This is a genomic window from Niabella beijingensis (assembly GCF_020034665.1).
In the GTDB taxonomy this organism is placed as follows: Bacteria; Bacteroidota; Bacteroidia; order Chitinophagales; family Chitinophagaceae; genus Niabella; species Niabella beijingensis.
Genome location: NZ_JAIQDI010000001.1, coordinates 828893 through 854537, shown reverse-complemented (window position 1 = coordinate 854537; position 25645 = coordinate 828893). Strand labels below are relative to the sequence as shown.

General features: G+C 49.1%; 18 protein-coding genes. 10 read left to right on the top strand and 8 right to left on the bottom strand.

The annotated features are described in order from the left end of the window. Positions 1 to 13: 13 nt before the first annotated feature. Positions 14 to 598 (bottom strand): Crp/Fnr family transcriptional regulator, encoded by a 585-nt coding sequence (locus tag K7B07_RS03695; RefSeq protein WP_223707574.1) that lies wholly within the window; start codon positions 596 to 598, stop codon positions 14 to 16. 107 nt (positions 599 to 705) lie between these two features. Here K7B07_RS03695 and K7B07_RS03690 point away from each other — a divergent pair, with 107 nt between their 5' ends. The 8 genes from K7B07_RS03690 (at position 706) to K7B07_RS03655 (ending at position 11505) form a co-directional block, all read left to right on the top strand. Next, positions 706 to 1491 (top strand): HipA family kinase, encoded by a 786-nt coding sequence (locus tag K7B07_RS03690; RefSeq protein ID WP_223707572.1) that lies wholly within the window; start codon positions 706 to 708, stop codon positions 1489 to 1491. Next, positions 1469 to 1855, top strand: a complete 387-nt coding sequence (locus tag K7B07_RS03685) for a DUF3037 domain-containing protein (RefSeq protein ID WP_223707570.1) — start codon at positions 1469 to 1471, stop codon at positions 1853 to 1855. Before K7B07_RS03690 ends, K7B07_RS03685 begins: the two co-directional genes overlap by 23 nt. 77 nt (positions 1856 to 1932) lie before the next feature. After that, positions 1933 to 2520 (top strand): RNA polymerase sigma-70 factor, encoded by a 588-nt coding sequence (locus tag K7B07_RS03680; protein ID WP_223707568.1) that lies wholly within the window; start codon positions 1933 to 1935, stop codon positions 2518 to 2520. A gap of 53 nt (positions 2521 to 2573) precedes the next feature. After that, positions 2574 to 3623 carry a FecR domain-containing protein gene (locus K7B07_RS03675; protein ID WP_223707566.1) on the top strand — a complete coding sequence of 350 codons (1050 nt, stop codon included), beginning with the start codon at positions 2574 to 2576 and terminating at the stop codon, positions 3621 to 3623. 504 nt (positions 3624 to 4127) lie between these two features. Further along, complete coding sequence (locus K7B07_RS03670) at positions 4128 to 7574, top strand: SusC/RagA family TonB-linked outer membrane protein (RefSeq protein WP_223707564.1); 3447 nt, start codon at positions 4128 to 4130, stop codon at positions 7572 to 7574. Positions 7575 to 7585: 11 nt separating this feature from the next. After that, the gene (locus tag K7B07_RS03665; RefSeq protein ID WP_223707562.1) at positions 7586 to 9337 is read left to right on the top strand and encodes a RagB/SusD family nutrient uptake outer membrane protein; all 1752 of its coding nucleotides are present in this window, start codon (positions 7586 to 7588) and stop codon (positions 9335 to 9337) included. A 107-nt stretch (positions 9338 to 9444) separates the two neighbouring features. Beyond that, positions 9445 to 10245, top strand: coding sequence for an endonuclease/exonuclease/phosphatase family protein (locus K7B07_RS03660; protein ID WP_223707561.1), 801 nt, complete (start codon positions 9445 to 9447; stop codon positions 10243 to 10245). Positions 10246 to 10308: 63 nt separating this feature from the next. Further along, positions 10309 to 11505, top strand: coding sequence for a purple acid phosphatase family protein (locus tag K7B07_RS03655; RefSeq protein ID WP_223707559.1), 1197 nt, complete (start codon positions 10309 to 10311; stop codon positions 11503 to 11505). A 584-nt stretch (positions 11506 to 12089) separates the two neighbouring features. On the opposite strand, the gene htpG is transcribed toward K7B07_RS03655, so the two are convergent. Further along, positions 12090 to 13976 carry a molecular chaperone HtpG gene (htpG, locus tag K7B07_RS03650; RefSeq protein WP_223707557.1) on the bottom strand — a complete coding sequence of 629 codons (1887 nt, stop codon included), beginning with the start codon at positions 13974 to 13976 and terminating at the stop codon, positions 12090 to 12092. Positions 13977 to 14182: 206 nt separating this feature from the next. Between htpG and K7B07_RS03645 the strand changes: the two genes are divergently transcribed. Beyond that, the gene (locus K7B07_RS03645; protein ID WP_223707555.1) at positions 14183 to 16630 is read left to right on the top strand and encodes a bifunctional YncE family protein/alkaline phosphatase family protein; all 2448 of its coding nucleotides are present in this window, start codon (positions 14183 to 14185) and stop codon (positions 16628 to 16630) included. A gap of 169 nt (positions 16631 to 16799) precedes the next feature. Here the strand turns inward: K7B07_RS03645 and K7B07_RS03640 are convergent, their stop codons facing one another. Then, positions 16800 to 18137, bottom strand: a complete 1338-nt coding sequence (locus K7B07_RS03640) for an MATE family efflux transporter (RefSeq protein ID WP_223707553.1) — start codon at positions 18135 to 18137, stop codon at positions 16800 to 16802. A gap of 221 nt (positions 18138 to 18358) precedes the next feature. Here K7B07_RS03640 and K7B07_RS03635 point away from each other — a divergent pair, with 221 nt between their 5' ends. Continuing rightward, positions 18359 to 19618 carry a DUF445 domain-containing protein gene (locus K7B07_RS03635; protein ID WP_223707552.1) on the top strand — a complete coding sequence of 420 codons (1260 nt, stop codon included), beginning with the start codon at positions 18359 to 18361 and terminating at the stop codon, positions 19616 to 19618. A gap of 4 nt (positions 19619 to 19622) precedes the next feature. Here K7B07_RS03635 and K7B07_RS03630 read toward each other — a convergent pair whose 3' ends face one another. The 5 genes from K7B07_RS03630 to eat form a co-directional block, all read right to left on the bottom strand. Next, positions 19623 to 20990, bottom strand: coding sequence for an aldehyde dehydrogenase family protein (locus tag K7B07_RS03630; protein ID WP_223707550.1), 1368 nt, complete (start codon positions 20988 to 20990; stop codon positions 19623 to 19625). A 3-nt stretch (positions 20991 to 20993) separates the two neighbouring features. After that, complete coding sequence (locus tag K7B07_RS03625; RefSeq protein ID WP_223707548.1) at positions 20994 to 21689, bottom strand: gamma-glutamyl-gamma-aminobutyrate hydrolase family protein; 696 nt, start codon at positions 21687 to 21689, stop codon at positions 20994 to 20996. A 6-nt stretch (positions 21690 to 21695) separates the two neighbouring features. Continuing rightward, the gene (locus tag K7B07_RS03620) at positions 21696 to 22844 is read right to left on the bottom strand and encodes an iron-containing alcohol dehydrogenase (RefSeq protein WP_223707546.1); all 1149 of its coding nucleotides are present in this window, start codon (positions 22842 to 22844) and stop codon (positions 21696 to 21698) included. 75 nt (positions 22845 to 22919) lie between these two features. Further along, positions 22920 to 24278 (bottom strand): glutamine synthetase family protein, encoded by a 1359-nt coding sequence (locus K7B07_RS03615; protein WP_223707544.1) that lies wholly within the window; start codon positions 24276 to 24278, stop codon positions 22920 to 22922. After that, positions 24275 to 25588: an ethanolamine permease gene (eat, locus tag K7B07_RS03610; protein WP_223707542.1), complete on the bottom strand. Its 1314-nt coding sequence runs from the start codon at positions 25586 to 25588 to the stop codon at positions 24275 to 24277. Before eat ends, K7B07_RS03615 begins: the two co-directional genes overlap by 4 nt. Between the last annotated feature and the right edge of the window lie 57 nt (positions 25589 to 25645).

Below are 25645 nucleotides of genomic sequence, written 5' to 3'. Positions count from 1 at the left end.
TTTTTGACAAATGTCAAAAACCGGTTGCGGGTTTGTTAAAGCGGCTCCGGATCCTGCTGAGTGTTTCCGGGCTGATACCCAGGTACGAAGAAATATGACCAAGAGGAACACGCTCGAGGACATGCGGTGCCTCCTGTATCAGGCTTTCGTAACGTTCGGTAGCCGTTCGCAGCTGGGCATTTACATAACGTTCTTCCAGACGGATGTAGTAGTTCTCATAAATGATCCGTACGAGACGCTCTATTTCCGGGAAAGCGTCAAACAACTTTGTAAGCCGTTCACGGGTGATGGCCCACAGGATACAACCCTCCATCAGTTGGATATTTTCAACACTTGGCTGCCTTGTAATAAAGCTGTAAAAGGAAGTGACAAAATGTTCTTCGAATCCGAACCAGTTGGTCATTTCTTTCCCGTCAACATTGATATAACCTCTTAAAGCACCTTGCTGGAGGAAGTACAGTTGGTTACAGACCCTGCCTTCCGTGATCAGGAACTTGTTTTTAGCCAGCACCTGTTCCTCAAAATTTTCTGCAAGGGCTTCCCTGGCCGCGGCACTCAGCGGATAGTACTGGTCGATGTGGTTAAAAAGAAGTTTCATTTACTGCTGCCGGGTAAATATAGTAAAGAATCCGGTGATCCGCGAAAAGCACCGGGACCCTTTCGTATGACGGAGATTGACTACATTTGATCCAAATTTTATTTTATATGCCCGAGATCCGTTCGGTGAACGTCACAAGATATGTAACGCCTCTGAGGGAGGGCGGATCGCTTCCTGCGATTGCAGAAGCGGACGACGGTTTTTTATATGCATTGAAATTCCGGGGGGCGGGACAGGGCGTAAAGGCGCTGGTAGCGGAGCTGATCGGCGGCGAAGTAGCGCGTGCGCTGCAGCTGAAAGTACCCGAACTGGTATTGGCGCATCTGGACGAAGCTTTCGGACGTACGGAAGGGGATGAGGAGATACAGGACCTGCTGAAGGCCAGCCAGGGCTGGAACCTGGCCCTGCATTACCTGAGTGGTTCGGTCACTTTTGATCCTGCAGTAACTGATGTGGATCCCCTGCTGGCTTCAAAGATCGTATGGATGGATGCCTTCCTTACTAATATGGACCGTACGGTACGTAATACCAATATGTTATTATGGAACCGGGAGCTCTGGCTGATCGATCATGGGGCCTGTCTTTATTTTCATCATAACTGGGAAAGCTGGTCCGTGCAGATGAAGAGTGCTTTTCCGTTGATAAAGGATCATGTGCTGCTCAAAAAAGCTTCGGAGCTGGAAGCAGCGGATGTGTTTTGCACCGGCATCCTGAGCGAACAGCGGTTGCATGAGATCGTAAACCTGATCCCTATGGAATGGCTGGTATACGACGAAGCCCTTGGAGACCCCGAAGCTGCACGTGAAGTATACCTGCAATTCCTTACCTGGCGTTTAAAACATTCTTCCACCTTTTTAAAAACGGCACTGGATGCAAGAGCTGCTGGTATATGAGTATGCGGTGATCCGCGTGGTGCCTCGTGTGGAACGTGAGGAGTTTGTCAATGTAGGCGTGATCGTATTCTGCAAAAAAACAAAGTTCCTGGAAGCCATGGTTTCATTGAACAGGGAAAAATTATGCTGCCTGCACCCTGAAACCGATATCGATTGCCTTGAAGACAACCTGCGGGCCTTTTGCGCGATTGCGGCGGGGGATAAGGATGCCGCTTCGGGAATCGCACGACTGGATGTAGCTTCCCGGTTTCGCTGGCTGGCTGCTACAAGGAGCACGGTGATCCAGTGCTCGAAAGTGCATCCCGGTATGGCGGCAACGATGGAAGGAGTAGTACAGTTACTGCTTGAAAAATTGGTCCGGTAATATTTTCTGAACCGGTTAGTACGGCAGGCTATAGTCGTTTTTTTGTTTTACGGTATATTACTTATTTTAGCCGGCGCATGCAAAAGGCGGATCTGCCATATCTTATAAAACTGATCTCCGGAGAAGGGAATGAAAATGCATTCAATGAATTGATGCGTTATTATTATCCGGGCCTATTATCATTCGCAAATTCCATACTCAACGATCGGTTGCTTGGCGAAGAACTCATCCAGGATATCTTTGTTCAGCTCTGGGAAAATAAAAAAACACTTCCGGCGATCAACAATCTGTCCAATTACCTCTACCGGGCGGTTAAATATTCCTGTTTTGCAGAGCTGGGGAGAAAGAAACGCATTCATTGTGATGAGCTGGGAGACTCATTGATTATGGCATACACCGGGTCCGATTCGAAGCTCCTCAGTGAAGAGAATTTAAAACAGATAGCGGAAGCGGTCAATAAACTGCCACCGCGATGCCGGCTGATCTTCCGCCTTATAAAGGATGAGGGATTAAAATACAGCGAAGTGGCAAGTATCCTGGATATTTCTGTAAAAACAGTAGAAGCCCAGATGACTATAGCCTTAAGGACACTTTCCCTGACGCTTAAAAATGCTTTCCCGGAATACCGGAGCAACTTTTTTGAAAAAAAATCGAGATCTTCTTAAAAAAATACCACAATCTTTTAGGGGTTCCCCTGCAAAAAACACACTATATACAGGTGAAGGCTTTTATGGATAATGACCGGTTATTGGAATTGTTGGGTAAAAAGAGTGCGGGGGAACTCACCTTGCAGGAGCAGATTGAGTTGAGCCGGCTTCTCAAAGAAAACCCTGATGACCAGTCTTTTGCTCTGGCTTTAGAGGAGCTTATGACCACTTTAACCACCTATGAGGGAGCAGTTCCTGAAAAAGAGGTGGATGATTTTATCCGGAATGTACAGAACAAAATTGACCGGAAAAAAAGGGGACGCCGGAATGTTCCGGTTGTCCGGTGGGTACTGGGTGCGGCGGCGGCGGTGCTGATCATCGTACTGACTGGAGTCGTATATTACCGGAACGGGAATGCCGGTCAGGTATTGCCCAATGTGGTGGCCACAAAAAAAGGAAACAAAACCAATATCGTACTTCCCGATGGCACGAAGGTTTGGGTGAATGCAGATAGCCGGTTAACATACGATCCGTCTTTTGGAAAGGATATGAGGGAGGTGGAACTGACCGGGGAAGCTTATTTTGAAGTGGTGCATGATCCGAAACGTCCTTTTATCGTACATACCAAGAATATCGATGTACGGGTTTTCGGAACAGTATTTAATGTACGGAGTTACGCAGATGAACCCAGCACACAAACCACATTGATAAGCGGCTCGGTGCAGGTAAGTCTGAAACATGCATCAAATAAGAAGATCATGCTGTCACCAAACGAGAAACTGGTGATCCGGAATACCTATCCGGAGCCGTTATCGAAGGAAGAGACCACAGACCTGCCTCAGCTGGAGTTGCTGGCAGTAAAATCGAACCCTCTGGATTCTTCCGTGTCTGAAACGGAATGGGTCAACAATAAACTGGTTTTTGACAAAGACCGTCTTGAACAGATCATTCCTGTATTGGAGCGCTGGTATGATATAAAAATCGTGTGCAGGAACAGGCCTGTTACCCGGACTTTCAGTGGAACATTTGAAAACGATAAGCTTGAAGACGTGTTGCAGTCATTGCAATTGTCTGCGGGTATAAAATATAAAATCGAAAAAGATATAGTGACCATCTATTAGTATTTCGGAATCGAACGGTTTTGACAGCCGGCCATTAAAGACCATTCCGTTGCTGGTCAGAAACCAGTGTGCAGTTGTATAGCAGACCTGATTATTAAGTCTGTTATAAACGCATTGGTGCCTGCTGATGAAACTATAGGGGAAGTGACTGAAACGCTATATTAAATAATTTTTAAGCAGGCTTCCGGATGATGTGAAGTCGGGTATTCCACATTACCTTCGCCCGCATACCCCGACAAGTCGATCCCGTTCCTGAAAACAGGACCTCCTGATAGGAGGAAGCTTTTTATAAACTAAAATCAACAAAAAATTCTATGAAGCGAAACGCATAAATTTTTAAAAACAAAAATGGGAAATGCTGGAACATTCCCCATAGTAAGACAGTACATAATTGCAACGTGTGCAATCATTTTCTATCTCATTCTAAAAAACAAAAATATGAAAAAAAATGATTGCCCTGGGACTGCTATGCCAGGGCATTTGATTATCAAATATCTATTGTTGATGAAGCTTAGTATCGTTATTCTGTTCGCTACATCGTTTCAGGCATTTTCAATAAACAGCAACTCCCAGAGCAGGATAACCCTGGAGGTGAAAAATACTTCCATTTCCGCTATTTTGAACAAGATACAGTCCCGGTATGAGTACCGGTTCTTTTATACCGATGAACTGGGGCTGAACAACAAAAAGATCGATCTGTTGGCCAAAAATGCAACCATCGATTATGTGATGGAACAACTGTTAAGTGTTACCGGTTATTCCTATAAAAAAATGAGTAACGGACTGGTGGTGATCATTGGTCAGCCAACCGGTATTGCGGCGTTACAGGTAAAGGGAACAGTGGTGGATGAAAACGGCAACCCGCTGGCAGGGGTCAGTGTCATTGAAAAAAGCACCGCCAACGGTACCTCCACTGCTGAAGACGGAAGTTTCTCACTGAATGTCAGCGATGAAAACGCTGTGCTGATCGCATCCACCGTCGGATACCTGCCACAGGAAGTAACCGTAAAAGATCAGAAGGACATCCGGATCGTTCTTAAAAAAGATGACAATAAACTGGACGAGGTGATCGTAGTGGGCTATGGCACACAGAAAAAAGTAAACCTTACCGGGGCTGTAAGCCAGGTAGGGGCAGAAGCGCTGGAGAACCGGCCGGTGGCCAATATCTCGCAGGCCTTACAGGGGGCCATTCCGAATGTCAATATCAATTTTAATACGGGACGACCAGGTGCAGAGGGAAGTTTTAATATAAGAGGGAATACGTCCATCAATGGGGGCGGCGCTCCGCTGATACTGATCGACGGCGTTCCCGGCAACCTCAACAGTATCAACCCCAGGGATGTGGAGAATATCAGCGTGTTAAAAGACGCGGCATCCGCGGCAATTTATGGTGCCCGGGGATCTTTTGGAGTGATCCTCGTTACCACAAAGAAAGCAAAGCGGGGTAAGATGACCGTTAATTATTCCAATAATTTCGGGTGGGCCGGACTAACCACCCGGACCGATTTTATAACGGATGGGTACACATCGGCAAAACTGAATGACGAGGCTTTCCTGCGGGCAACCGGCAATACCTATACCCGTTATACGGAAGAGGATTATGAGGAATTGAAAAAGCGGCAGACCGATAAGTCGCTGCCCAGTGTTGTGATCACCAACCGCAGCGGAAAGGATCAGTACATGTATTATGGAAATACGGACTGGTGGCACACAATGTTCCGCGACTGGCAACCTTCAAGAGAACATTCTCTGAGCATCACCGGAGGGTCGGAGAAGATCGACTTTCTGATTTCCGGAAGGATATACGGCAAGGACGGAATGATGCAGATCAACCAGGATAATTATACCTCTTATAATTTCCGTGCAAAGATCACTGCACGCTTATCCGACAAGCTGGAGCTGTTCACCAATACCTATTTTAATACGGGTAAGTACACCTATCCCGGATGGGGATGGAACAGCAATTTTGTGTCCATTACGGTACATGCATTGCCTTCTTATGTTCCCGTAAACCCGGATGGTACCGCCACTTACAGTTCCGGTCTGAACAGCTATTCGATCGGGGATGGGATCTTTGCCGACCTGCTGCACGGAAAATCCAAGGGGGATGAAAAACGGCTGGAGCTGATCAACCTGGTGGGGGCTACCTTTAAACCCATTAAAGGAATGGAGATCACGGGGAATTATTCTTATACGTTCAATCCGTATTCCACCATGCAGCGCAGAACAAAGGCGCCCTGGTCCATCAACCCCGGAGTGATCAGCTATGTAGGCAATGATTACCTGGCAGAGGAGGTGAACCTGATACAATACCAGGCCGTGAATGTTTTCGGTAGTTATGCAAAAAAGGCAGGACTGCATAATTTTAAGATTATGGCCGGCTATAACCAGGAGCTGCGCACCTTCAAACAGATCAAAGCAAGAAATACGGACCTGCTTTCTGAAGACCTGAATGATTTCAGGCTGGCTACCGGGCAGGCAACGCTGGACGGGCAGGCGGAAGAATGGGCATTGCAGGGGTATTTTTCCAGGCTGAATTACGACTTCAATGGAAAATATTTACTGGAATTCAACGGGCGGTATGACGGATCATCGCGTTTTCCCAAGGGCCAGCGTTTTGGTTTTTTCCCTTCCGTATCGGGAGGCTGGCGGGTGAGCGAGGAACCGTTCTGGAGCTCACTGAAGGGTGCGATCAGCGAATTTAAATTAAGAAGCTCTTACGGATCGCTGGGCAACCAGCAGGAAGCCGCAGTTTATGGCTATATTCCAACGCTGCGCCGTGGAACAATGGATTATATTTTTAACGGAACACGGGGACAATCCCTTGCGGTTCCCGTGCCCATTTTGCAAAGTCTTACCTGGGAACGTTCCAAGTCGGTTGATGTAGGTGTGGATATCGGCATATTAAAAAACCGGTTGAATATTACTTATGACTGGTACGTACGGAATACACTGGATATGCTGATCCCCGGAAAGACCCTGCCGGCTGTTTACGGCGAAGCCTCGCCCAAGACCAATGCCGGCGATATGCAGACAAGAGGCTGGGAACTGCTGTTGGCCTGGAGCGATCATGCATCCGTTGCAGGCAAGCCCTTTAATTATAATGTAAGTGTAGGCGTGGGTGATTATAAAGCAAAGATCACCCGGTTCGACAATCCTCAAAACCTGCTGAGCAATTACTATGTAGGGCAGGAGCTGGGCGAGATCTGGGGGTATAAGATCGGGGGATTCTTTAAAACAGATGAGGAGGCCACCGAATACCAGAAAACCGTAAACCAGGATTTTGTAAACAAACAACGGCTGGGTGCGCCGGGCAACTGGTCGAAACTGATGGCCGGCGATATGAAGTTCATTGATGTGAACGGCGATGGTGTTGTGAACAACGGGAAGAATACATTGGAAGATCATGGGGACCTGGTAAAAATAGGAAATAAGCAGCCCCGCTATACATTCGGGATCAACCTGGGTGCCGACTGGAATGGCTTTGACCTGTCGGTATTCCTGCAGGGGATCGGAAAGCAGCAATGGTATCCGGGAGCGAATGCGGACAAGTTCTGGGGACCGTATTCCCGGCCCTATTATTCATTTCTGCCGGTTGATTTCGAGGAAAAGATCTGGAACGAGGAGAACCCCAATGCTTATTTCCCGAAACTGCGTGGCTATGAAGCACTGAATGCAGGCGGATCACTGAACGCGCCCAATGACCGTTATTTGCAGGACCTTGCTTATATCCGGCTGAAGAACCTGAGCATCGGGTATTCGTTGCCGGAAAGCTGGCTGTCAAAAGTCAAAATTTCCCGTTGCCGGATCTACTTAAGCGGCGACAATATTTTTACAGCTACCAAACTCAAAACAAAATACATCGATCCGGAAATGGCGGCAGCGGAAGCAAACGGGCGGATCTACCCGATCAGCAAAATCTATTCTTTTGGTCTGGATCTTTCTTTTTAAACACAAATGATATGAAGCAATATAAAGTAATCGTTCTGTTCATTTTTTTATCGGGATTCCTGGTTCAGTGTAAAAAGGGATTCCTGGACAGGACCCCGCAAAGCGAAATCATTCCCGAGATCTTTTTTAACACAGAAAAAGACCTGGAACTTTATACCAATTCCTTTTATGGAAACACGGCGGTGATTCCCAACGCAGAAGGCGTTTATAATGAAGATGACGATAACGTAATCAAGAACAGTCTGAATGATTTCTTAACAGGGAAACGGGTGGTGCCGGTTTCCGGTGGAAGCTGGAACTGGTATCACCTGAGGAATATCAACTATTTTTTGATGAACTATACAAAGGCGCAGGTTCCTGCGGCAAGGCATTATGGAGGCGTGGCACATCTTTTCAGAGCGCTTTTTTATTTTGATAAGGTGGCTACATTCGGAGACGTACCCTGGTATGGAGCAGTCATTGATATCCAGGACTCTTCACTGTTGAACCGGCCCAGGGATAGGCGGACCCTGGTAATGGACAGCGTACTGGCGGACCTTGATACTGCGATCAGCTGGATGAATGATAGCAAATCCGTTGAAAAAGTCACCAGATGGGCGGCGCTTGCTTATAAATCAAGGATCTGTCTGTTTGAAGGGACTTTCCGGAAATATCATCCTGAATTCAACCTGCCGGATGCGGATAAATTTTTGACAGCAGCCGCAACCGCTGCAGAAGAACTGATCGACAGCGACACGTATCAGTTGTATACGAGCACACCGGATAAAGCCTATCAGGAATTGTTTTCTTCAAAAGCTGCCATCGATAAAGAAGTGATCCTGACCCGGAGGTACAGCAACGATCTGCAGATATGGCATAACGTAAACTATTATACACTGACGGCTTCTTACGGCCGGCCGGGCCTGGAGAAAAAACTGGTAAACAGCTACCTGATGAAGGATGGAAGCCGGTTTACAGATAAAGCAGGCTATAACACACAGCCGTTTTTTAATGAAGTGCAGGATCGTGATCCGCGCCTGTCGCAAACCATAAGAACGCCCGGGTATACGCGGACCGGAAATACCAAGACACTGCCTCCTGATTTTACCGGAACCGTTACGGGATACCAGCTGATAAAATTTGTAACAACGGAAGCCGAAGATTTTTATAACCGCTCTACAAATGATATGCCGCTGATCCGGTATGCAGAAGTGTTGCTGAACTTTGCAGAGGCCAAGGCGGAGTTGGGAACGCTGACCCAGGCGGACATCGACAAATCGATCAAATTACTGCGCGACCGTGTTGGCATGCCGGATATGAACATGGGGGCTGCCAACGGAAATCCGGACAGCTATCTCGCCGGCCAGTATACACATGTTTCTGGAACGAATAAGGGTGTGATACTTGAGATCCGCCGTGAGCGAAGGATCGAGCTGGTAATGGAGAGCTTCCGCCGCAGGGATCTGTTGCGTTGGAAGGAAGGGCACCTGTTTGCCGAACAGTTCAAGGGAATGTATTTTCCGGGTGTGGGCCCTTATGACCTGGATGGAGATGGTAAGGTGGATGTCTATATCTATACAGGAACCCGGCCTCCGGAAAGCGGTCCGCAATACCTGAAACTGGGGAGCGAGATCATTCTTGAAAACAATACAAATGGAGGCCCCATCCTGGTAAATCCGCAGGTAACAAAAGTATTTGATGAAACAAGGGATTACCTGGAACCGATTCCTGTTCAGGAAATACAGTTAAACCCCAATCTCGTGCAAAACCCTAACTGGAAATAAATGTCGCGAAGGAACAGAACTTAAACAAGGGCGGTACCGGTGCAATACGGACCGGTACCACCTGCTGTTCCGGTAATGATTAATCATAAACAAAAAAAATGACCGCAATGAACAAGCATATTTTTTTAGCCCTCATCTTCCTGCTGGCCGGTATATATGTCAACAGGAGCAACGCTCAGACAGTAAAGGTACTTACCTATAATATCTATCATGGCGAGGAGCATTATAACAACGGGAAAAGCAATCTGGAAAAAATCGCTGCGGTGATCAGAAAGTACCAGCCGGATTTTGTGGCCATGCAGGAGGTAGACAGCATGACGAAAAGAACGGCCACCTTTAACAATGGTGTTAAAAAAGACCTGGTGGCCGAGTTGGCAAAGATGACCGGAATGCATGGTTATTTTGGAAAGGCCATGGATTACAATGAAGGAGGTTATGGTGAGGGCTTATTGTCGAAATACGCCGCCGTTCCCGTGGTGCATCAGCTGCCTGTTCCGGCAGGGGGTGAAGGCAGGGCACTGATCACCATCGAACATCAGTTTGCCAACGGGAAGAAAATGGTATTTGCCGGCACCCACCTATGCCACGAGTTTGAAACGAACCGGGAAGCCCAGGCAAAGGCTGTTGCTGATATCCTGTTACAGATGAAGCTGCCTGTGGCCGTTGGAGGCGATTTTAATATTACACCCGATACAAAGGCCTATGCGATCATTAGCGGGAGAATGGAGGACGCTGCAGTACGGTTTGGCAATCCGCAGCTGACCTTCCCTTATACCAAACCCCGGATCCGCCTGGATTATATTTTTCTGAACAAGGGCGCAGCCTGGAAAGTGAAGAAGGTGGAAGTGATCGATAAAGAGGATGCTTCGGATCATAAGCCCGTATTGGTTACATTAGAACTGATGTAATAAGGAGGCAGCCGGTTCACTGCCAAAGTGATTACGGTATTTTTGACAAAACAAAAAATGTTTATGAAAATTGCACGACTCCGGGAATGGACCTTCCCGGTAAAAACGGGGCTTTGCCTGCTTTTTCTTGCTGTTTCGCTCTGTACGGGGGCACAGGAGAAAATAATGATCACACACGGGCCTTATTTGCAGGCGATGACCGACTCCAGCGTAACCATTGTATGGACAACGAACAAACCTGCTATCGCCTGGGTGGAGCTGGCCCCGGATGACAGCAGCCATTTTTATCAGAAGGAGCGGCCAAAGTATTTCAGCGCCTCTGACGGACTGAAGAATGTAAGCACGGTACACCGGGTCACACTGGGAGGCCTGGGCCCGGATACGCGCTATCGTTACAGAGTATACAGCCAGGAAGTGTTGAAGCACGAATGGGTAAAAGTACAATACGGCGATGTTGCGGCCACTGCAGTCTATCAGAAAAAGCCGCTTGGCTTTCGTACCAATGGAAAGCCCGGCCCCTTTGAGTTTGCCGTGGTCAATGACATCCACGAACGGAACAATGTACTGAAACAATTGCTGGGGCAGATCGATCTTTCATCCGTTGCTTTTGTGGTGTTTAACGGCGATATGGTCAGCAGCTCCCTGAGTGAAGAGCAGGTATTTCGCGGGTTTATGGACACAGCGACACTTTTATTTGCCAGCGAAACGCCGATGTACTATGCCCGTGGCAATCATGAAACCCGCGGACCGTTCGCGGCGCGCTTTCCCGAATACTTCCCCGGTAACAATGGTCATCTTTATTATATGTTTACGCGCGGTGATGCCTGCTTTATTGTACTGGATGGAGGAGAGGATAAGCCGGATTCCGATATTGAATACAGTGGCATTACGGATATGGATGCATACCGTACAGAGCAGGCAAAATGGCTAAGTACAGTCGTACAAACCGACGCTTTCCGAAAAGCAAAATATAAGATTGCCATTTGTCATATACCACCGGCCACCGGCTGGCACGGCAACCAGGAGATCACAAAAAAATGGGTGCCTCTCCTCAATGAGGCGGGCATTCAGGTAATGCTGAGTGCACATGAACACCGCCACCGCATTCAGCAGGCATCGGAAGCTACCCGGTTTCCCATCATTGTGAATTCCAACAACAATATTATTAAAGCAAGTATCACCGGCAGCGAGGCCCGTTTCCGCATTTTTGATCCGGGAGGTAAGCTGGTGGATGAACTGAGTATTGCGCCGTTAAAATAAGAAGCTAATTGCTGCAATAGCAGACAGCTGTAACAGGATAAAAAAGAGTGCATCAAAAGTCCGTAGCCGTCATTTCGTGGAGCGAAGCGACCCATGGGGATCACATGCGCGTCGAGATGATTTTATACGAAAGTAAGTGGTAATTTAGATGGATTCTCTACCGTATAATGATAGCTGTTTAGGCCGATGGAATTGGTCTGTTACGGGTACCCTATCGGTATTGGTACATTAAAAAGCTGCGGCGCAGCATTGATCTTTCAAGTCAATAGAATGACATAGGAATGAAGGTGCAGCGCACCGGCAACAGCGCAAGACTTCTACCGGTCGTCGCAAAAGTTATCGCCGTGCTGCGCCTGCAGCCGTTAACGATTGCCCGTTTTTAGTTGATGAATTTCAACTCCAAATACAGGCGCACGGGTATCTTATCCCAGTGAAGTCCTTTTTATTTTGACGCATCTACGCTGGATCGGAAGGAGAAGCCTCTATATAAGATATTTATACAGTTGAGCGCCCCCAGCAGCTGCCGGGAGCGCTCAATGATAATTTTTGATATACCCTTTTTAATATTATTTGCGGATCCGGTTCTAAATCATCTTTACACTTCTTTCCACAAAGGAGGTGAGATCCGCGCCGGTCAGCATCCCCTGCGCCAGTAATGCAAGATCAACTGCCTGGCGGGCGATAGCCTGTCTGGCATCGGCATTGCTTTCCGCCAGTATTTTTGTGGCCAGCGGGTGGTTGGCATTAATGGCTACTTTGTATTTATCCGGCATCGCTCCGTAAAAGCTCATGCCGCCGCCCATGGCCGCCATATCTTTCATGCGGCGCATGAATTCATCCATGGTCACGGTAACGGGCATCGCTTCCGCCGAAAGGGTTTCCACACTCACTTCCATGCCGGGTTTGGTGATCGCTTTTTCAAAGACCTCTTTGATCTCTTTGGTCTGTTCTTCAGATAAATTGCTGGAAATGGTTTCTCCTTTATCAATCAGCCGTTCTACTACATCTGCGTCTACACGTTTGATCTGCGTCTTTTCCAGGTCGCGTTCCAGGTGACTGATAAAGTGGTTATCCAGCGGACTGTCCATCAGCAGTACATCATACCCCTTTTTATTGGCGGCCTGTATATAGCCATCCTGTTTTTCGGCGTTGGGCGTATACAGGTAAACCAGGTTGTCGTCTTTATCTTTCTGGGCAGGTGCTACTTTATCCCTGTATTCATTCAGTGTATAATATTCTTTCTTCGTATTGACCAGCAGCACAAAATCTTTTGCCCGCTCCCAGAATTTCGGTTCACTGATCGCGCCGTATTTTACAAATACGCCGATGTCATTCCACTTGGCTTCATAGCCGGGGCGGTCATTTTTAAACAACTCTGCCAGCTTATCCGCTACTTTTTTCGTGATATAGGTGTTAATCTTTTTTACATTGGCGTCCGATTGCAGGAAGGAACGCGATACGTTCAGCGGGATATCCGGGGAGTCGATCACCCCATGCAGCAACATCAGGAACTCCGGAACAATGTCCTTTACCTCATCGGTGATAAATACCTGGCGGCTGTACAATTTGATCTTATTGCGCTGTAGCTCGATATCGTTCTTGATCTTGGGAAAATACAGTACACCGGTCAGATGGAACGGGTAGTCCACATTCAGGTGGATCCAGAACAACGGATCTTCACTCATCGGGTACAGCTCCCGGTAAAAGTTCAGGTAGTCCTCATCTTTCAGTTCACTCGGAGGTTTTGTCCAGATAGGCACACCGGTATTAATGATATTGGGTACTTCAACACTTCTGTATTTGGGTTTGCCTTCTTCATCCTCACCATCCGGCTCACTTTCTGTTTTGGTGCCAAACTGAACCGGGACCGGCAGGAATTTGGCATATTTGTTCAGTATGTTCTCGATACGGTAATCATCAAGGAAGTCCTTGTTCTCGTCATTTACATAAAGGATCACATCCGTACCCCGTGTGGTGCGGCTGCCTTCGCTGATCTCGAACTCGGTGCTGCCATCACAGGACCATTTTGCAGGTTCTGCCCCCGGCTGAAAACTCAGGGTCTGGATCTCTACCCGGTCGGCTACCATAAAGGCAGAATAAAATCCAAGTCCGAAACGGCCGATGATCTCAGAAGCATCTTTTGCCTCCTTGAATTTTTCCATGAATTCCTCCGCACCGGAGAAGGCGATCTGGTTGATGTATTTTTTTATCTCGTCAGCGGTCATCCCGATGCCATTGTCAGAAATGGTAATGGTCTTCGCTTCTTTATCCAGCTTCACTTCCACCAGCGGTTCGCCGATCTCACCATTAAACTGACCGAGTGCCGCCAGTCGTTTTGCTTTCTGGATCGCGTCTACTGCGTTGGAAACCAGCTCCCGGAGGAAGATTTCGTGGTCGGAATAGAGGAATTTCTTAATAATGGGGAAAATATTCTCCGTATGAATGGAAATGGAGCCTTTTTCTTGTATCATAGTTTGTAGAAATTTTTTGCTTATACATCAAATGCAATACCACCGGGGCACGCAAGGTCATTTTGTCAGGTGAGGGCAGGCCGGGAAAGGAGATAAGAGACCTGAGATGCTCGACTCTCGACTCTCAATTCTGCCATCGTGTTATCTTTTCTTTACTTATGCAGCTCCCTTGCAGCCCTTGTCGGCAAAAACGGTTATTTTGTAATATGAATCCAGTCTGTCGCGTTGCAGCTATAATCATGCTGGCTGCCACGGTTGTTCCCGGTTTTTCGCAGCCCCGGGTTGAAGATAATAAAATCCTGTTACCTAACGGCTGGTCACTGACCCCGGCCGGAACCCAGGTGCCCCTGGGGGACCTTCCCCTGAACCTGGTTATCAGCAATAGCCGGCGCCTGGCGGCGGTGACCAATAATGGTCAGAGTACACAAACGATCGATCTGATCGACCTGGCTGCAAGGAAAAGAGTGGACAGTATCGTGATCGCCAAATCCTGGTACGGATTGGCCTTCAGCAGCAACGACCGCTACCTGTACGCTTCCGGTGGCCATGATAACGTGGTAAAGCGGTATGAAGTGCAAAACAACCGGATGGCATTAAAAGATTCTTTTGTACTGGGTGAAAAATGGCCGAACCGTATTGGCACCGCAGGACTGGATATAGATGATAAGACGGCTAACCAGCTTTATGTGGTTACAAGGGAAGATAGCAGCCTCTATGTATTTGATCTGGCCACAAAAAAAATAAAAAGCAAAACAGGACTGGGATCGGAAGCATATACCTGCAAGCTCTCGCCCGACCGCAAAAAACTTTATATAAGCATTTGGGGAGGCGGTAAATTGCTGGTATGGGATGTGGCTGCGCAAAAGATCACGGCAGCCATCCCCACCGGTAATCATCCCAATGAGATCTGCATCAGTAAGAGTGGCAAACTGCTGTATGTGGCCAATGCCAATGACAATTCTGTAACGGTTATCAATACGGTTACCAATAAAGTAATTGAAACCCTGAATGCTGCGCTTTACCCGAATGCGCCCGGTGGCTCTACCAGCAACGGTGTGGCGCTTTCAGCAGATGAAAAAACACTGTATGTGGCCAATGCCGATAATAATTGCCTGGCAGTTTTTGATGTGGCGGTTCCCTCAAAATCCGTCTCCAGGGGATTTATCCCGGTAGGCTGGTATCCCACCAATGTAAAAGTAGTCGGGAAACAGGTATTGGTTACCAATGGCAAGGGCATGTCGTCCATAGCCAATCCCTATGGCCCCAATCCCGTGGATAAAAAGGAGGCGGTGCTGCGGCATGCAGGCGACAGCAGCCGCCCGGCGAAAGTGCAGTATATCGCCGGTCTGTTTCATGGTACATTGAGCTTTATCAATACACCAACACCACAGCAGCTGGCAGCATTTTCACATGCGGTATACCAGAATACGCCTTACTCAAAAGATAAAGAGCTGACCGTACAGGGAGAGGAGGGAAACCCGGTCCCGATGAAGGTAGGCGCGCCATCACCCATCAAATATGTTTTTTATGTGATCAAGGAAAACCGCACTTATGACCAGGTGCTGGGAGATGTTGTACAGGGAAACGGCGATACCAGTCTCTGCCTGTTTGGCAAAAAGATAACACCGAATCAGCACAAGATCGTGAATGATTTTGTATTGCTCGATAATTTTTATGTGGATGCAGAAGTGAGTGCCGACGGGCATAACTGGAGCATGGGCGCTTACGCTACCGACTATCTCGAAAAGACCTGGCCTTCAAGTTATGGTGGCCGCGGAGGCACATACGGAGGAGAAGGGGAACGTAAAATTGCTAATAACCGGGACGGTTTTATATGGGATCATGCCGCGCGGAACAACGTCTCTTTCCGTACCTACGGAGAGTTTGTGGACGACGGCAGGGAAAAGCTGGAAGTGCTCAGAGGCCGTTTTGCACCGGGGTATGCCGGCTACGACCTGAGTATTGCGGATACCACCCGTTTCCGGCAATGGAAACAGGATTTTGATTCCCTGCTGGCTGCAAAGGCACTGCCGCAGCTGACAACATTGCGTTTTGGGAATGACCATACCGAGGGGATGCGTGCCGGTCGCAAAACGCCGTTTGCACATGTAGCCGACAACGACCTGGCGGTAGGCATGTTTATCGATTATATCAGCAAGAGCCCGATCTGGAAAGAGTGTGCCATCTTTATCCTGGAGGATGATGCACAAAACGGACCGGATCATGTGGATGCGCACCGGAGTACAGCATATGTGATCAGTCCTTATGTAAAACGGCGCTCGGTGGATCACACCATGTATTCCACTACCGGTATGCTGCGCACGATTGAACTGATCCTGGGAATGCCACCAATGACGCAATACGATGCCGCTGCAACGCCCCTGTGGCGCTGCTTTACAGCTACACCGGATCTTGCAGCATTTGATCACCTGCCTGCGAATGTGGACCTGCTGGAACGCAATCCGTCAAAAGGAAAACTGGCTGCCTGGAGCGAACAGTTCGACTGGTCGAAGGAAGATGCCGTTCCTGACCTGGTATTCAACGATATCCTCTGGATGGGCATCAAAGGAACTCCGGCACCTTCGCCGGTACGAGCAGCCTTTTTAAAGCTCCCGGAAAAGAAAAAGAAAGGAGATGACGATGATGATGACTGACGGCCAGTAAATCTGCTTTATTCCGCAGCGACGCAATGAGACAGCGGCGGCGCAGTGCCTGAAACAATAGCAAGTGATCCAGGATGGGTAGGAAGTGGTGGTGCCTGGCTATACTACTTCTTGGTGCTTTTTTGTGACTTTGGGCCTTTGTGGCGCTATCTCCAACACGCTATACAACCATACGCTCCCTCGCTTTTTTCAGAAACCGGAATGTTAAGAACAACGCCGAGACAGTAAGTCCGACGATCAGCCCCAGCCAGATGCCCACACCACCCATATTAAAATGAAAGGCCAGCAGGCAGCCCACCGGAATACCCAGCGCCCAATAGGCGATGGCAATAAAAATAGTGGGAACATTTACATCTTTAATGCCCCGCAACAACCCGGCACTGATGGCCTGGATGGAATCGGAGATCTGGAACACAGCTGCCAGCAACAGGAAGGTGGCGGCCAGTGAAAGCACTTCGGTATTTTTGTTAAAAAGATGGGGAAGTTGGTTCCGCAGCAAAATAAACAGCAGGCAGCAAAATGACCCGTAGATCAGTGCAAGCACAATGGTGCTTTTGCCGATGACGGAGATCCGTTTCATATCCCTGGCGCCAAAAGCCGTGCTGACGCGGATGGAGCCGGCTTGTGAAAGGCCCATGGATACCATGAATGTAAAGGAGGCGCAGCTGAGAGCGATCTGGTGCGCTGCCTGCGTAGTAGCATGAATGGTGCCCATCAATATACCCGAAACAGCAAATGCACCGGCTTCCATCCCGATCTGAAGACTGCTGGGGATCCCTATTTTCAGCAATTGCCGGAACGTGGCCCTGCTGAGTTTCCACTGGTTTTTCGCTACGGCTATATAAGGACGGAATACGCGGTGATTCAGTACAACCAGCGCCAGTGCAACAAAAATAAGAACACGCGTGATCAGCGTGGCATAGCCCGCACCGATCAACCCGAATTCCGGCACCCCCCAGTGCCCGTAGATAAACACCCAGTTCAGGAAGGCATTCAGCGGTATCGCCGTCAATGACAATACCATGGCGGTTTTGGTGTATTGCAGGCCATCTGCAAATTGCTTCAGCGTCATAAACAGGATCATCGGTATAATGGAGATCCCCATAATCCGCATCAATGGTGCCGCATAGGCAACCACTTCCGGATCCTGGTCGAGGTGATATAATATTTCGGTTCCGGCAACAATGGCGGCCGCTATAATAATGGCTGCAATGGTGCAAAGTATAAACCCGTTGTAAAGATAATGGGAGATCAGCTGGCGATCGAATCTCCCATGCGCCAGGGAAACCATTTGTGCCACAGAGATCGTAACGCCAATGCCCAGTACAAACGGAATATTGATAACGTTCAATACCAACGCAGCAGCAGCCAGCTCCTTATAACCCAGTGCTCCGATCATCGCGGTGTCTACCAGGTGCAAGGAAATCTGCGCAATTTCGCCCAGTATGATGGGAAATGCGAGCAGTAATGTATTTCTGGCCTCCTTCTTGTAATTCATAGACGGGCAAAATTAGCATTCATAAACGAGGATAAGATTTTTAATCGGCATAATTTTTTATACTTTTAGTGACAGGAGTGGTGAGATAGGAGCATTGAGACCGGCGGTCTGCAGACCAGGGAATCGGAAAACGGAGCTTTGTATGTTGCAGGTCATCTCCGGCTTTTCACTCAAATCTCAATTCTTGTATCTCCATCCTCAAAACAGATCAATCGATGAAAATGAGCAATGCAATTAATTCCACGGATGCAATAAAAGCTGCGCAGTTACGGAAACATAAAACACTGGCAACGGGATTGTTTTTACTGATGATGGCCGTGTTTCTGGTTTGCGTATACCTGTTAAAAACGAAGACCGATGTTTGGATCGGTTATGTCAAAGCCTTTGCGGAGGCAGCAATGGTGGGTGCACTGGCCGATTGGTTTGCCGTAACAGCCCTGTTCCATCATCCCCTGGGACTGCCCATTCCGCATACCAATCTTATTGAAAACAGTAAGAAAAGCATTGGCGATAACCTGGGCGATTTTGTTGTTTCCAATTTTTTAACTGCAAAAACATTGCGTCCTTATATCGACCGGCTCGAATTAAGCACTGTTACCGCTGCATGGCTGGCGAAGGCTCAGAACGTGGAGCTGCTGGTAGGCGAAGCCTCCAGGTTGCTCAAGCGGATGGTGGAAACCTCGGATGCTGCGATGATCACCGGTTTTATCGCCCGCAAAGCGGGATCGCTGCTGGAAGAGGTCCGGCTGAATGAAGTGGTGGCAAACGGACTGAACCTGATCATCGACCGGGGCGATCATGAGCGGGTGCTGAATTTTGTGCTGGTAAAAGTGCGGAACTATGTGATCGAAAACGAAGCCTTGGTGAAACAGCGGGTGAAGGAACAGAGTCATTTCCTGATCCCGGGATTTGTAAACAATTATATCGCCGCCAAACTTACCAGTGGCATTGCAACCTATCTGCAGGAAATAGAAAAAGATCCGCAACACAGGATCCGGAAGGATTTTAACAAACAACTGCGGGCATTTACAGAAACGCTGAAGACAAGTCCCGAGTGGCAGCGCGATCTGGACGCTTTAAAACAAGAACTGCTTACCCGGAATAAGCTGGAGCAATATGCCGGGGCGATCTGGAAGCGGCTGCAGGCACAGGTACTTCAGGACCTTTCGGCTGAAGATTCCGCATTGCGTAAGTATTTTAAGAAATCTGTTGAGGAACTGGCTGCCAGCCTGCAGCACGATCCGCAAATGCGTGTAAAGATCGATAGCTGGATCCGCTATAATGCCTATAATTATATCCTGCGCAATACAAAACAGGCCGGCATACTCATCAGCAGCACGGTGGGCAACTGGGAAGGGAAGGAGCTGAGCAATAAGCTGGAGCTGGAAGTAGGAAAGGACCTGCAATTCATCCGGATCAACGGCACCCTGGTCGGCGGTATTGTAGGCCTGCTCATCTATACCCTCAGCCGTTTATTGTAACCCGTCATTCCCGTTTCAGGTGATATGCTTTTGGTTTTGTAAATGCACGGAGTCCTGCATGGGAGAGCGTAGCCCCAAAGCCTGAATGCTGCCGCCCGCTCCAGGGAAGTGCTGCACTCACCCGGTCGCAGCAATTCCAATAGCCCGTTCCGGCATTGACCTGTTGCAGGATCCGCTCCGCCCTCGATTGTTCCGTGCAGTACACGGCTGCGGTAAGCCCGTATTCCGTGTCTTTCATTTGAACAATGGCTTCCTCGTCGTCCTTTACCTTCATGATGCCGATGAGCGGACCGAAAGATTCGTCTTTCATAACGAGCATGCCGGCAGTTACATCCGTAAGTACTGTCGGCTCAAAATAGTAGCCCTTTCCCGCCGCTCTTTTACCTCCCGTAAGCAAGCGTGCTCCTTTCTGAAGGGCATCCTCAATCTGAGCCTCGAGCACTGTGAGCTGTTCTTTACGCGTAAGCGGACCAAAATACACGCCGCTCTCCGTAGGAGCACCTGTTTTCCACGACTGTACTTCTTTTACAAATGCCGCAAGATAGGCCTCGTAGTTTTTTTCATGCACATAGATCCGTTCTACCGAACAGCAGCTTTGTCCATTGTTGTAAAACGCGCCGTCAGCTGTGGCCGCTGCCACTGCGGCAATGTCGGTTACCGCATCAGTTACATACAACGGATCTTTACCTCCCAGCTCGCACTGGCAGGGCACCATTTTTTCCGCCAGCTTTTTATAGATGGCACTGCCTGTTCTGTAACTGCCGGTAAAGAAGTATCCGTCAAAAGACAGGTCCAGGAGAAGCGCACCAACAGCGCCGGTTCCGACGGCTGTTAAAAAAAGATCAGCTTCTAGGCCGGCTTCTTTCCACAGCCGCTCTATTTCAAGCCCGGTAAGGGAAGCATATTCGGAAGGCTTGTATAAAACCGCGTTGCCCGCAAGCAGGGCCGGTACAAATACATTGACCCCTACCAGGTAAGGATAATTCCATGCAGAGATATTGGCAATAACACCTAGGGGCTCGTATACGATACGTTCTTCCATCTGGGGGCCCTGCTGCATGACCTCGTCTTTAAGATAGGTGACAGCGTTTGCGGTAAGCCAGTTGATCCTGCCAATGGCGCCGTTGATCTCGTTTACGGATTGTGCGAGCGGCTTGCCTACTTCGCTGGTGAGTACCTGTGAAAGGGTTGTTTTATTGGCTTCCAGCAATGTACTGAATTGTTTTACAATGGCGATGCGGGCTTCAAGCGAACGGGCCTGCCAGGCAGGCTGGGCGGCTTTCAAGCGTTGCCATTTATCCTGGAGGGTTTGCTGATCGTCTTCTGTAAGTGTTGCGATCGGCTCTTCTGTAGCGGGGTTGATCACGTTCATAGATCAGATGGTTTTTATGGTGTCTAAAAATTTCTTTCGTATTCCCCGGGATGCGGGCGTGTTTTCCAGTCCGAAATGATACATCCGTTCCGGGTGCCACTGTACACAAAGGAGGAACGGAGCCCCGGCCGCTTGTACGCGTTCCATCGCTTCTGCAACGCCATCGGGGGAGCTGGCGGTGATCCGCAAGCTACTACCAATGCGGCCAATGGCCTGGTGGTGCGCGCTGTTCACGGCACAATGAACGCTGCCCAATGCCTCATGGAGGATCGTGCCTGCGGTAATGGTGATACCGTGTACCTTATCAAGACCGTTGGCCACGCGATGCACTTCATTTTTTGCTCCGAGGTCCTGGATGAGGGTGCCCCCGTAAAGACAGTTGATGAGCTGCATGCCACGACAGATGCCCAGTACGGGCAGGCGTAGCTCCTGTGTCATATGAAAAACAGCTGCTTCAAAATCGTCCCGTTGTTTATTGAAGACGTCCGGGGCATTGGCGTATGTGGTATCCCCGGAATAGTATTCCGGAGATACATCCACACCTCCTGAAAGCACAATGCCCTCACAGGAGGTTACTTCCTCCAGGTTGTTGAGTGCAGCCGAAAGCGTGACCACTTCAATGGCATCGGAACCTTCGATCCATTTTGCATAATTGGAATGCTTCGGTTCCGAACCGGTATAGGTTAATCCGATCTTCATTTTTTCTTATAATGCCTCCTGGTACAGTTGTCTGAAAGCCTCTTTAGATACGGGTTTCGGGTTGTTGGGATGTGCGAAATCGGCGATGGCGAGTCCGGAAAGCGGCTCAATATGTGCTTCCGTTACGCCAATGGCACTGAGCCGATGGGGGATGTTGATGGCGGTATTCAATTCAAATAAATAATTGACGACGGCGTTCCCGCTGGTATCGTTCAATTCGAGCGCCTCCGCGATCTTTTTAAATTTCTGTTCCTGCCCTTCGATATTAAAACGCATCCCGTAAGGCAGGTTCACGGCGTTGGCCAGTCCGTGGTGGGTATCCAGCAGGGCCGAAAGCGGATGCGCCAGGGAGTGCACTACACCCAGGCCCTTTTGAAAGGCCACGGCTCCCATCAGGGAAGCGATCAGCATTTTGCTCTTTGATTCCACATCCGGATGGTGAACGGCTTTTTCTATGGAGTTGCGGATGAGTGCTATCGCCTGCAATGCGATGCCGTCGCACATCGGATGCTCGATGTTCACCAGGTAGGCCTCCAGGTTATGCGTGAGCGCGTCCATGCCGGTAGCCGCCGTAATGGCAGGCGGGATATCCATGGTTAATAAAGGATCGGCAAATACGATCCTGGCCAGCAGCTTGGGGGAGAATAATATTTTTTTCTGATGGGTCTCATCATCTGCAATGATCGCACTGCGTCCTACTTCGCTGCCGGTACCGGCAGTAGTGGGGATCGTGATAAAATGAGGCACGTCATTGGTGATATAGATATCGCCTCCCACAAGGTCATCATATTTGAAGAGGTCTTCCCGGTGCTCTGCACGCAGCACGATGGCCCTGGCCACATCCAGCGCAGCGCCTCCGCCGATGCCAACAATGGCATCGCAAAGTGCGGCATCATATACTTCCGTTCCTTTATACACATCGGATTTTACAGGATTTTTATGAATATTGTGAAACACTTCCGCTGTAATACCGGCGGCCTGCAGGTTGGCAACGATCTTTTTGAAAAAATCTAGTTGCGCAACGGTAGGGTCGGTTACGATCAACGGGCGTTTTAATCTGTTCTTTTTTAAATAATCCCCCAGCTCGTTGCTGGAGCCCGCACCAAAACGGATAAGGGTGGGGAAATTATACTGGTAAATTTTATCAAATGCCATGGCGTAAAAGTAATTATAAATCAGGGTGGATGAATGTTACGGTACCGAAGCTGTTATTTTTTTCCGGGGGACGGTTCAGATGATCTCAAAATATCGTTTCAGCTCCCAATCGGTAACGGTCTTCAGGTGCTGCTTCCATTCCCACTCACGCGTGCTTACGAAGTGTCCGGTAAATCGTTCCCCAAAGAGTTCATGCGCTACCGGGGATGCTTTCATGGCAGCTGTTGCCTGTTCCAGGGTACGCGGCAATACGCCATAATCCGTTTCAAGATACCCGTTCCCTACCTGTGCCGGCTGTACCAGTTTTAACTGGTGCCGGATCCCGTAAAGTCCGGAGGCGACAGCGGCGGCCATTGCGAGATAAGGGTTCACATCAGCGCCGATCACTCTTGTTTCCAGCCGGCAGGCTGCGGCACTTTGTTGCAGCACGCGCAGGGCCACCGTGCGGTTGTCGATGCCCCAGGTGAGCGTGGTAGGAGCCCAGGCCCCTTCCACCAGCCGCTTGTAACTGTTGATGGTAGGCGCAAACATCGGAAGTATAAACGGAAGGCAGTACAGCTGGCCGGCAATGTATTGCCGGAAGGTCTGGCTGATCTGCTGTTTGTCCCGGGCGTCATAAAAAACATTCTTCTTACCCGTTTTATCCATCAGGCTCTGGTGCACATGCCCGCCGCAGCCGGGAAGCGTTTCATTGATCTTTGCCATAAAAGTAGCCATGATGCCATGTCGGTAAGCGATCTCTTTTACGGCGGTTTTAAACAACGTGGCGCGGTCGGCGGCGGTGATCAGGTCTGAATACTCGATAGCGGCCTCATAGGTGCCCGGACCGGTTTCCGTATGAATGCCCTCCAGCGGTACATCAAATTTCCGGAGGTCTTCAAACAGGTCCGTGAAAAAGCTGTTCTTCAGTGTACTCCTCAATATGGAATAGCCGAACATGCCTGGTGTGAGCGGCTCGAGGTTGTGAAACCCTTTATCTGCTGCTGTTTGCGGGGTTTCCGAAAAATTGTACCATTCAAATTCCTGGGCGGAAACAGGATGATAACCCATTTGCTGTGCATCGCCCAGTACCTTTTTCAGCAGCTGGCGCGGACAAACCGCGGCCGGATTACCTGCAGCATCAACGAGTGCTCCGAGAAAGAATGGGAGATCGTTCTCCCAGGGAATTTTCCGGAAGGTGGTCAGATCAATTCTCGCCGGCGCATCAGGATACCCCGTTTGCCAGCCGGTATATGCACAGTTATCATAGGCCACATCAACGGCGTCCCAGCCGAAGATCACATCACAGAAAGAAGTGTCTTTTTCTGCGATGTTCAGGAATTTTTTTGCAGAAATGTATTTGCCGCGCAGGACACCGTCGATATCCACGTAGGCGATCTTTACTTTGCCGGAGGCGTGATTTTTTACGTACTGAAGGATTTCTTTTGTTGTCATAAGGATTGCTTGTAAAAGATACGGAAGAGCAGGTATCCTGCCAGCAGGATGCCGGTATAAAAAAGGGCCAGTTTGAAATTATAGATCGTTATTGCGATGAAAGAGATCACGGCAAGAAGGAGCGCCAGCATGGGGAACAACGGGTAAAAAGGCGCTTTGAAGGGACGGTGCAGGTTGGGCTCCTTACAGTGCAGCTTTATCACAGCGATCATGGAAATGATGTACAGGGTAAGGGCGCCAAAAACGGAGAGGATGATGATCTCGCTGGTTTTGCCGGTGAGCAGCGCAATGATACCGATGACCATATTGGCCAGCAGCGCTGTGGAGGGTGTTTGAAACCTGCGGTTGATATGCCCCAGTCCGGCCGGTGCAAAACGCGCCCTTCCGAATTCAAAGGTAGAGCGGCCCGCTGCGAGGATGATACCGTGGAAAGAGGCCACCAGTCCGAATAGGCCAACGGTCACCAGCATGTGGTACAAAAAATTATTTCCGGTTACGATATGTGAAAGTGCAAGGGGCAGGGGGGAATCGGAAGGTGTGCCTTCCCTGGTGTATACCACCGCCTCCCATCCGGCAACGCCCACAGAGCTGACAAAGGTGAGTATGCATAATACTACAAGTGTGAGGATCGCAGAGCCAAATCCTTTTAAAATGGTTTTTTGCGGATCCTTTGTTTCCTCTGCCACGTTGGCCACACCTTCAATGCCCAGGAAGAACCAGATGGCAAAAGGAATACTGGCGAAAGCACCCTGCCATCCGTTGGGCAATGCATTCTTAACAAGATTGCCGGTCTGGAAATGCGGAAGGGTGATGCCGGAGAACAGCAGCAGCTCACCTACCGCCAGGATCGTAATGATGAGTTCAAAAGTAGCCGCAGCTTTTACACCAGATATGTTAAGTGCTGTAAAAATGATATAGGCGGTGATGGCGATAGACAGGATAGAAAGCTGCGGAAAAAAAAGATTAAAATAGGCGCCGATGGCAAAGGCAATGGCCGGAGGAGCAAAAATGAATTCAATGTTCTGGGCCATTCCGGCAAAAAAAGCCCAGTCCTTACCCAGCGTGCGTTCCGCGTAGTCAAAAGCTCCACCGGCCTTTGGTATGGCACAGGCCAGTTCGGTATAGCTGAAGGTAAACGTGATGTACATAAGACTGATGAACAGGGTGGCCAGTCCCATACCCAGGGTGCCGCCCTTTTCAAGGCCGAGGTTCCAGCCAAAGTACATGCCCGAAATAACATAGCCCACACCCAGTCCCCAGAGCATCGTGGCATTCAGTGATCGTTTTAATTGATTGGGCTGCTCAGACATTTTCTTTTTTGCTAATATAATTTAAAAGCGGATACCTTGTAAACCGGCCGGCGGATT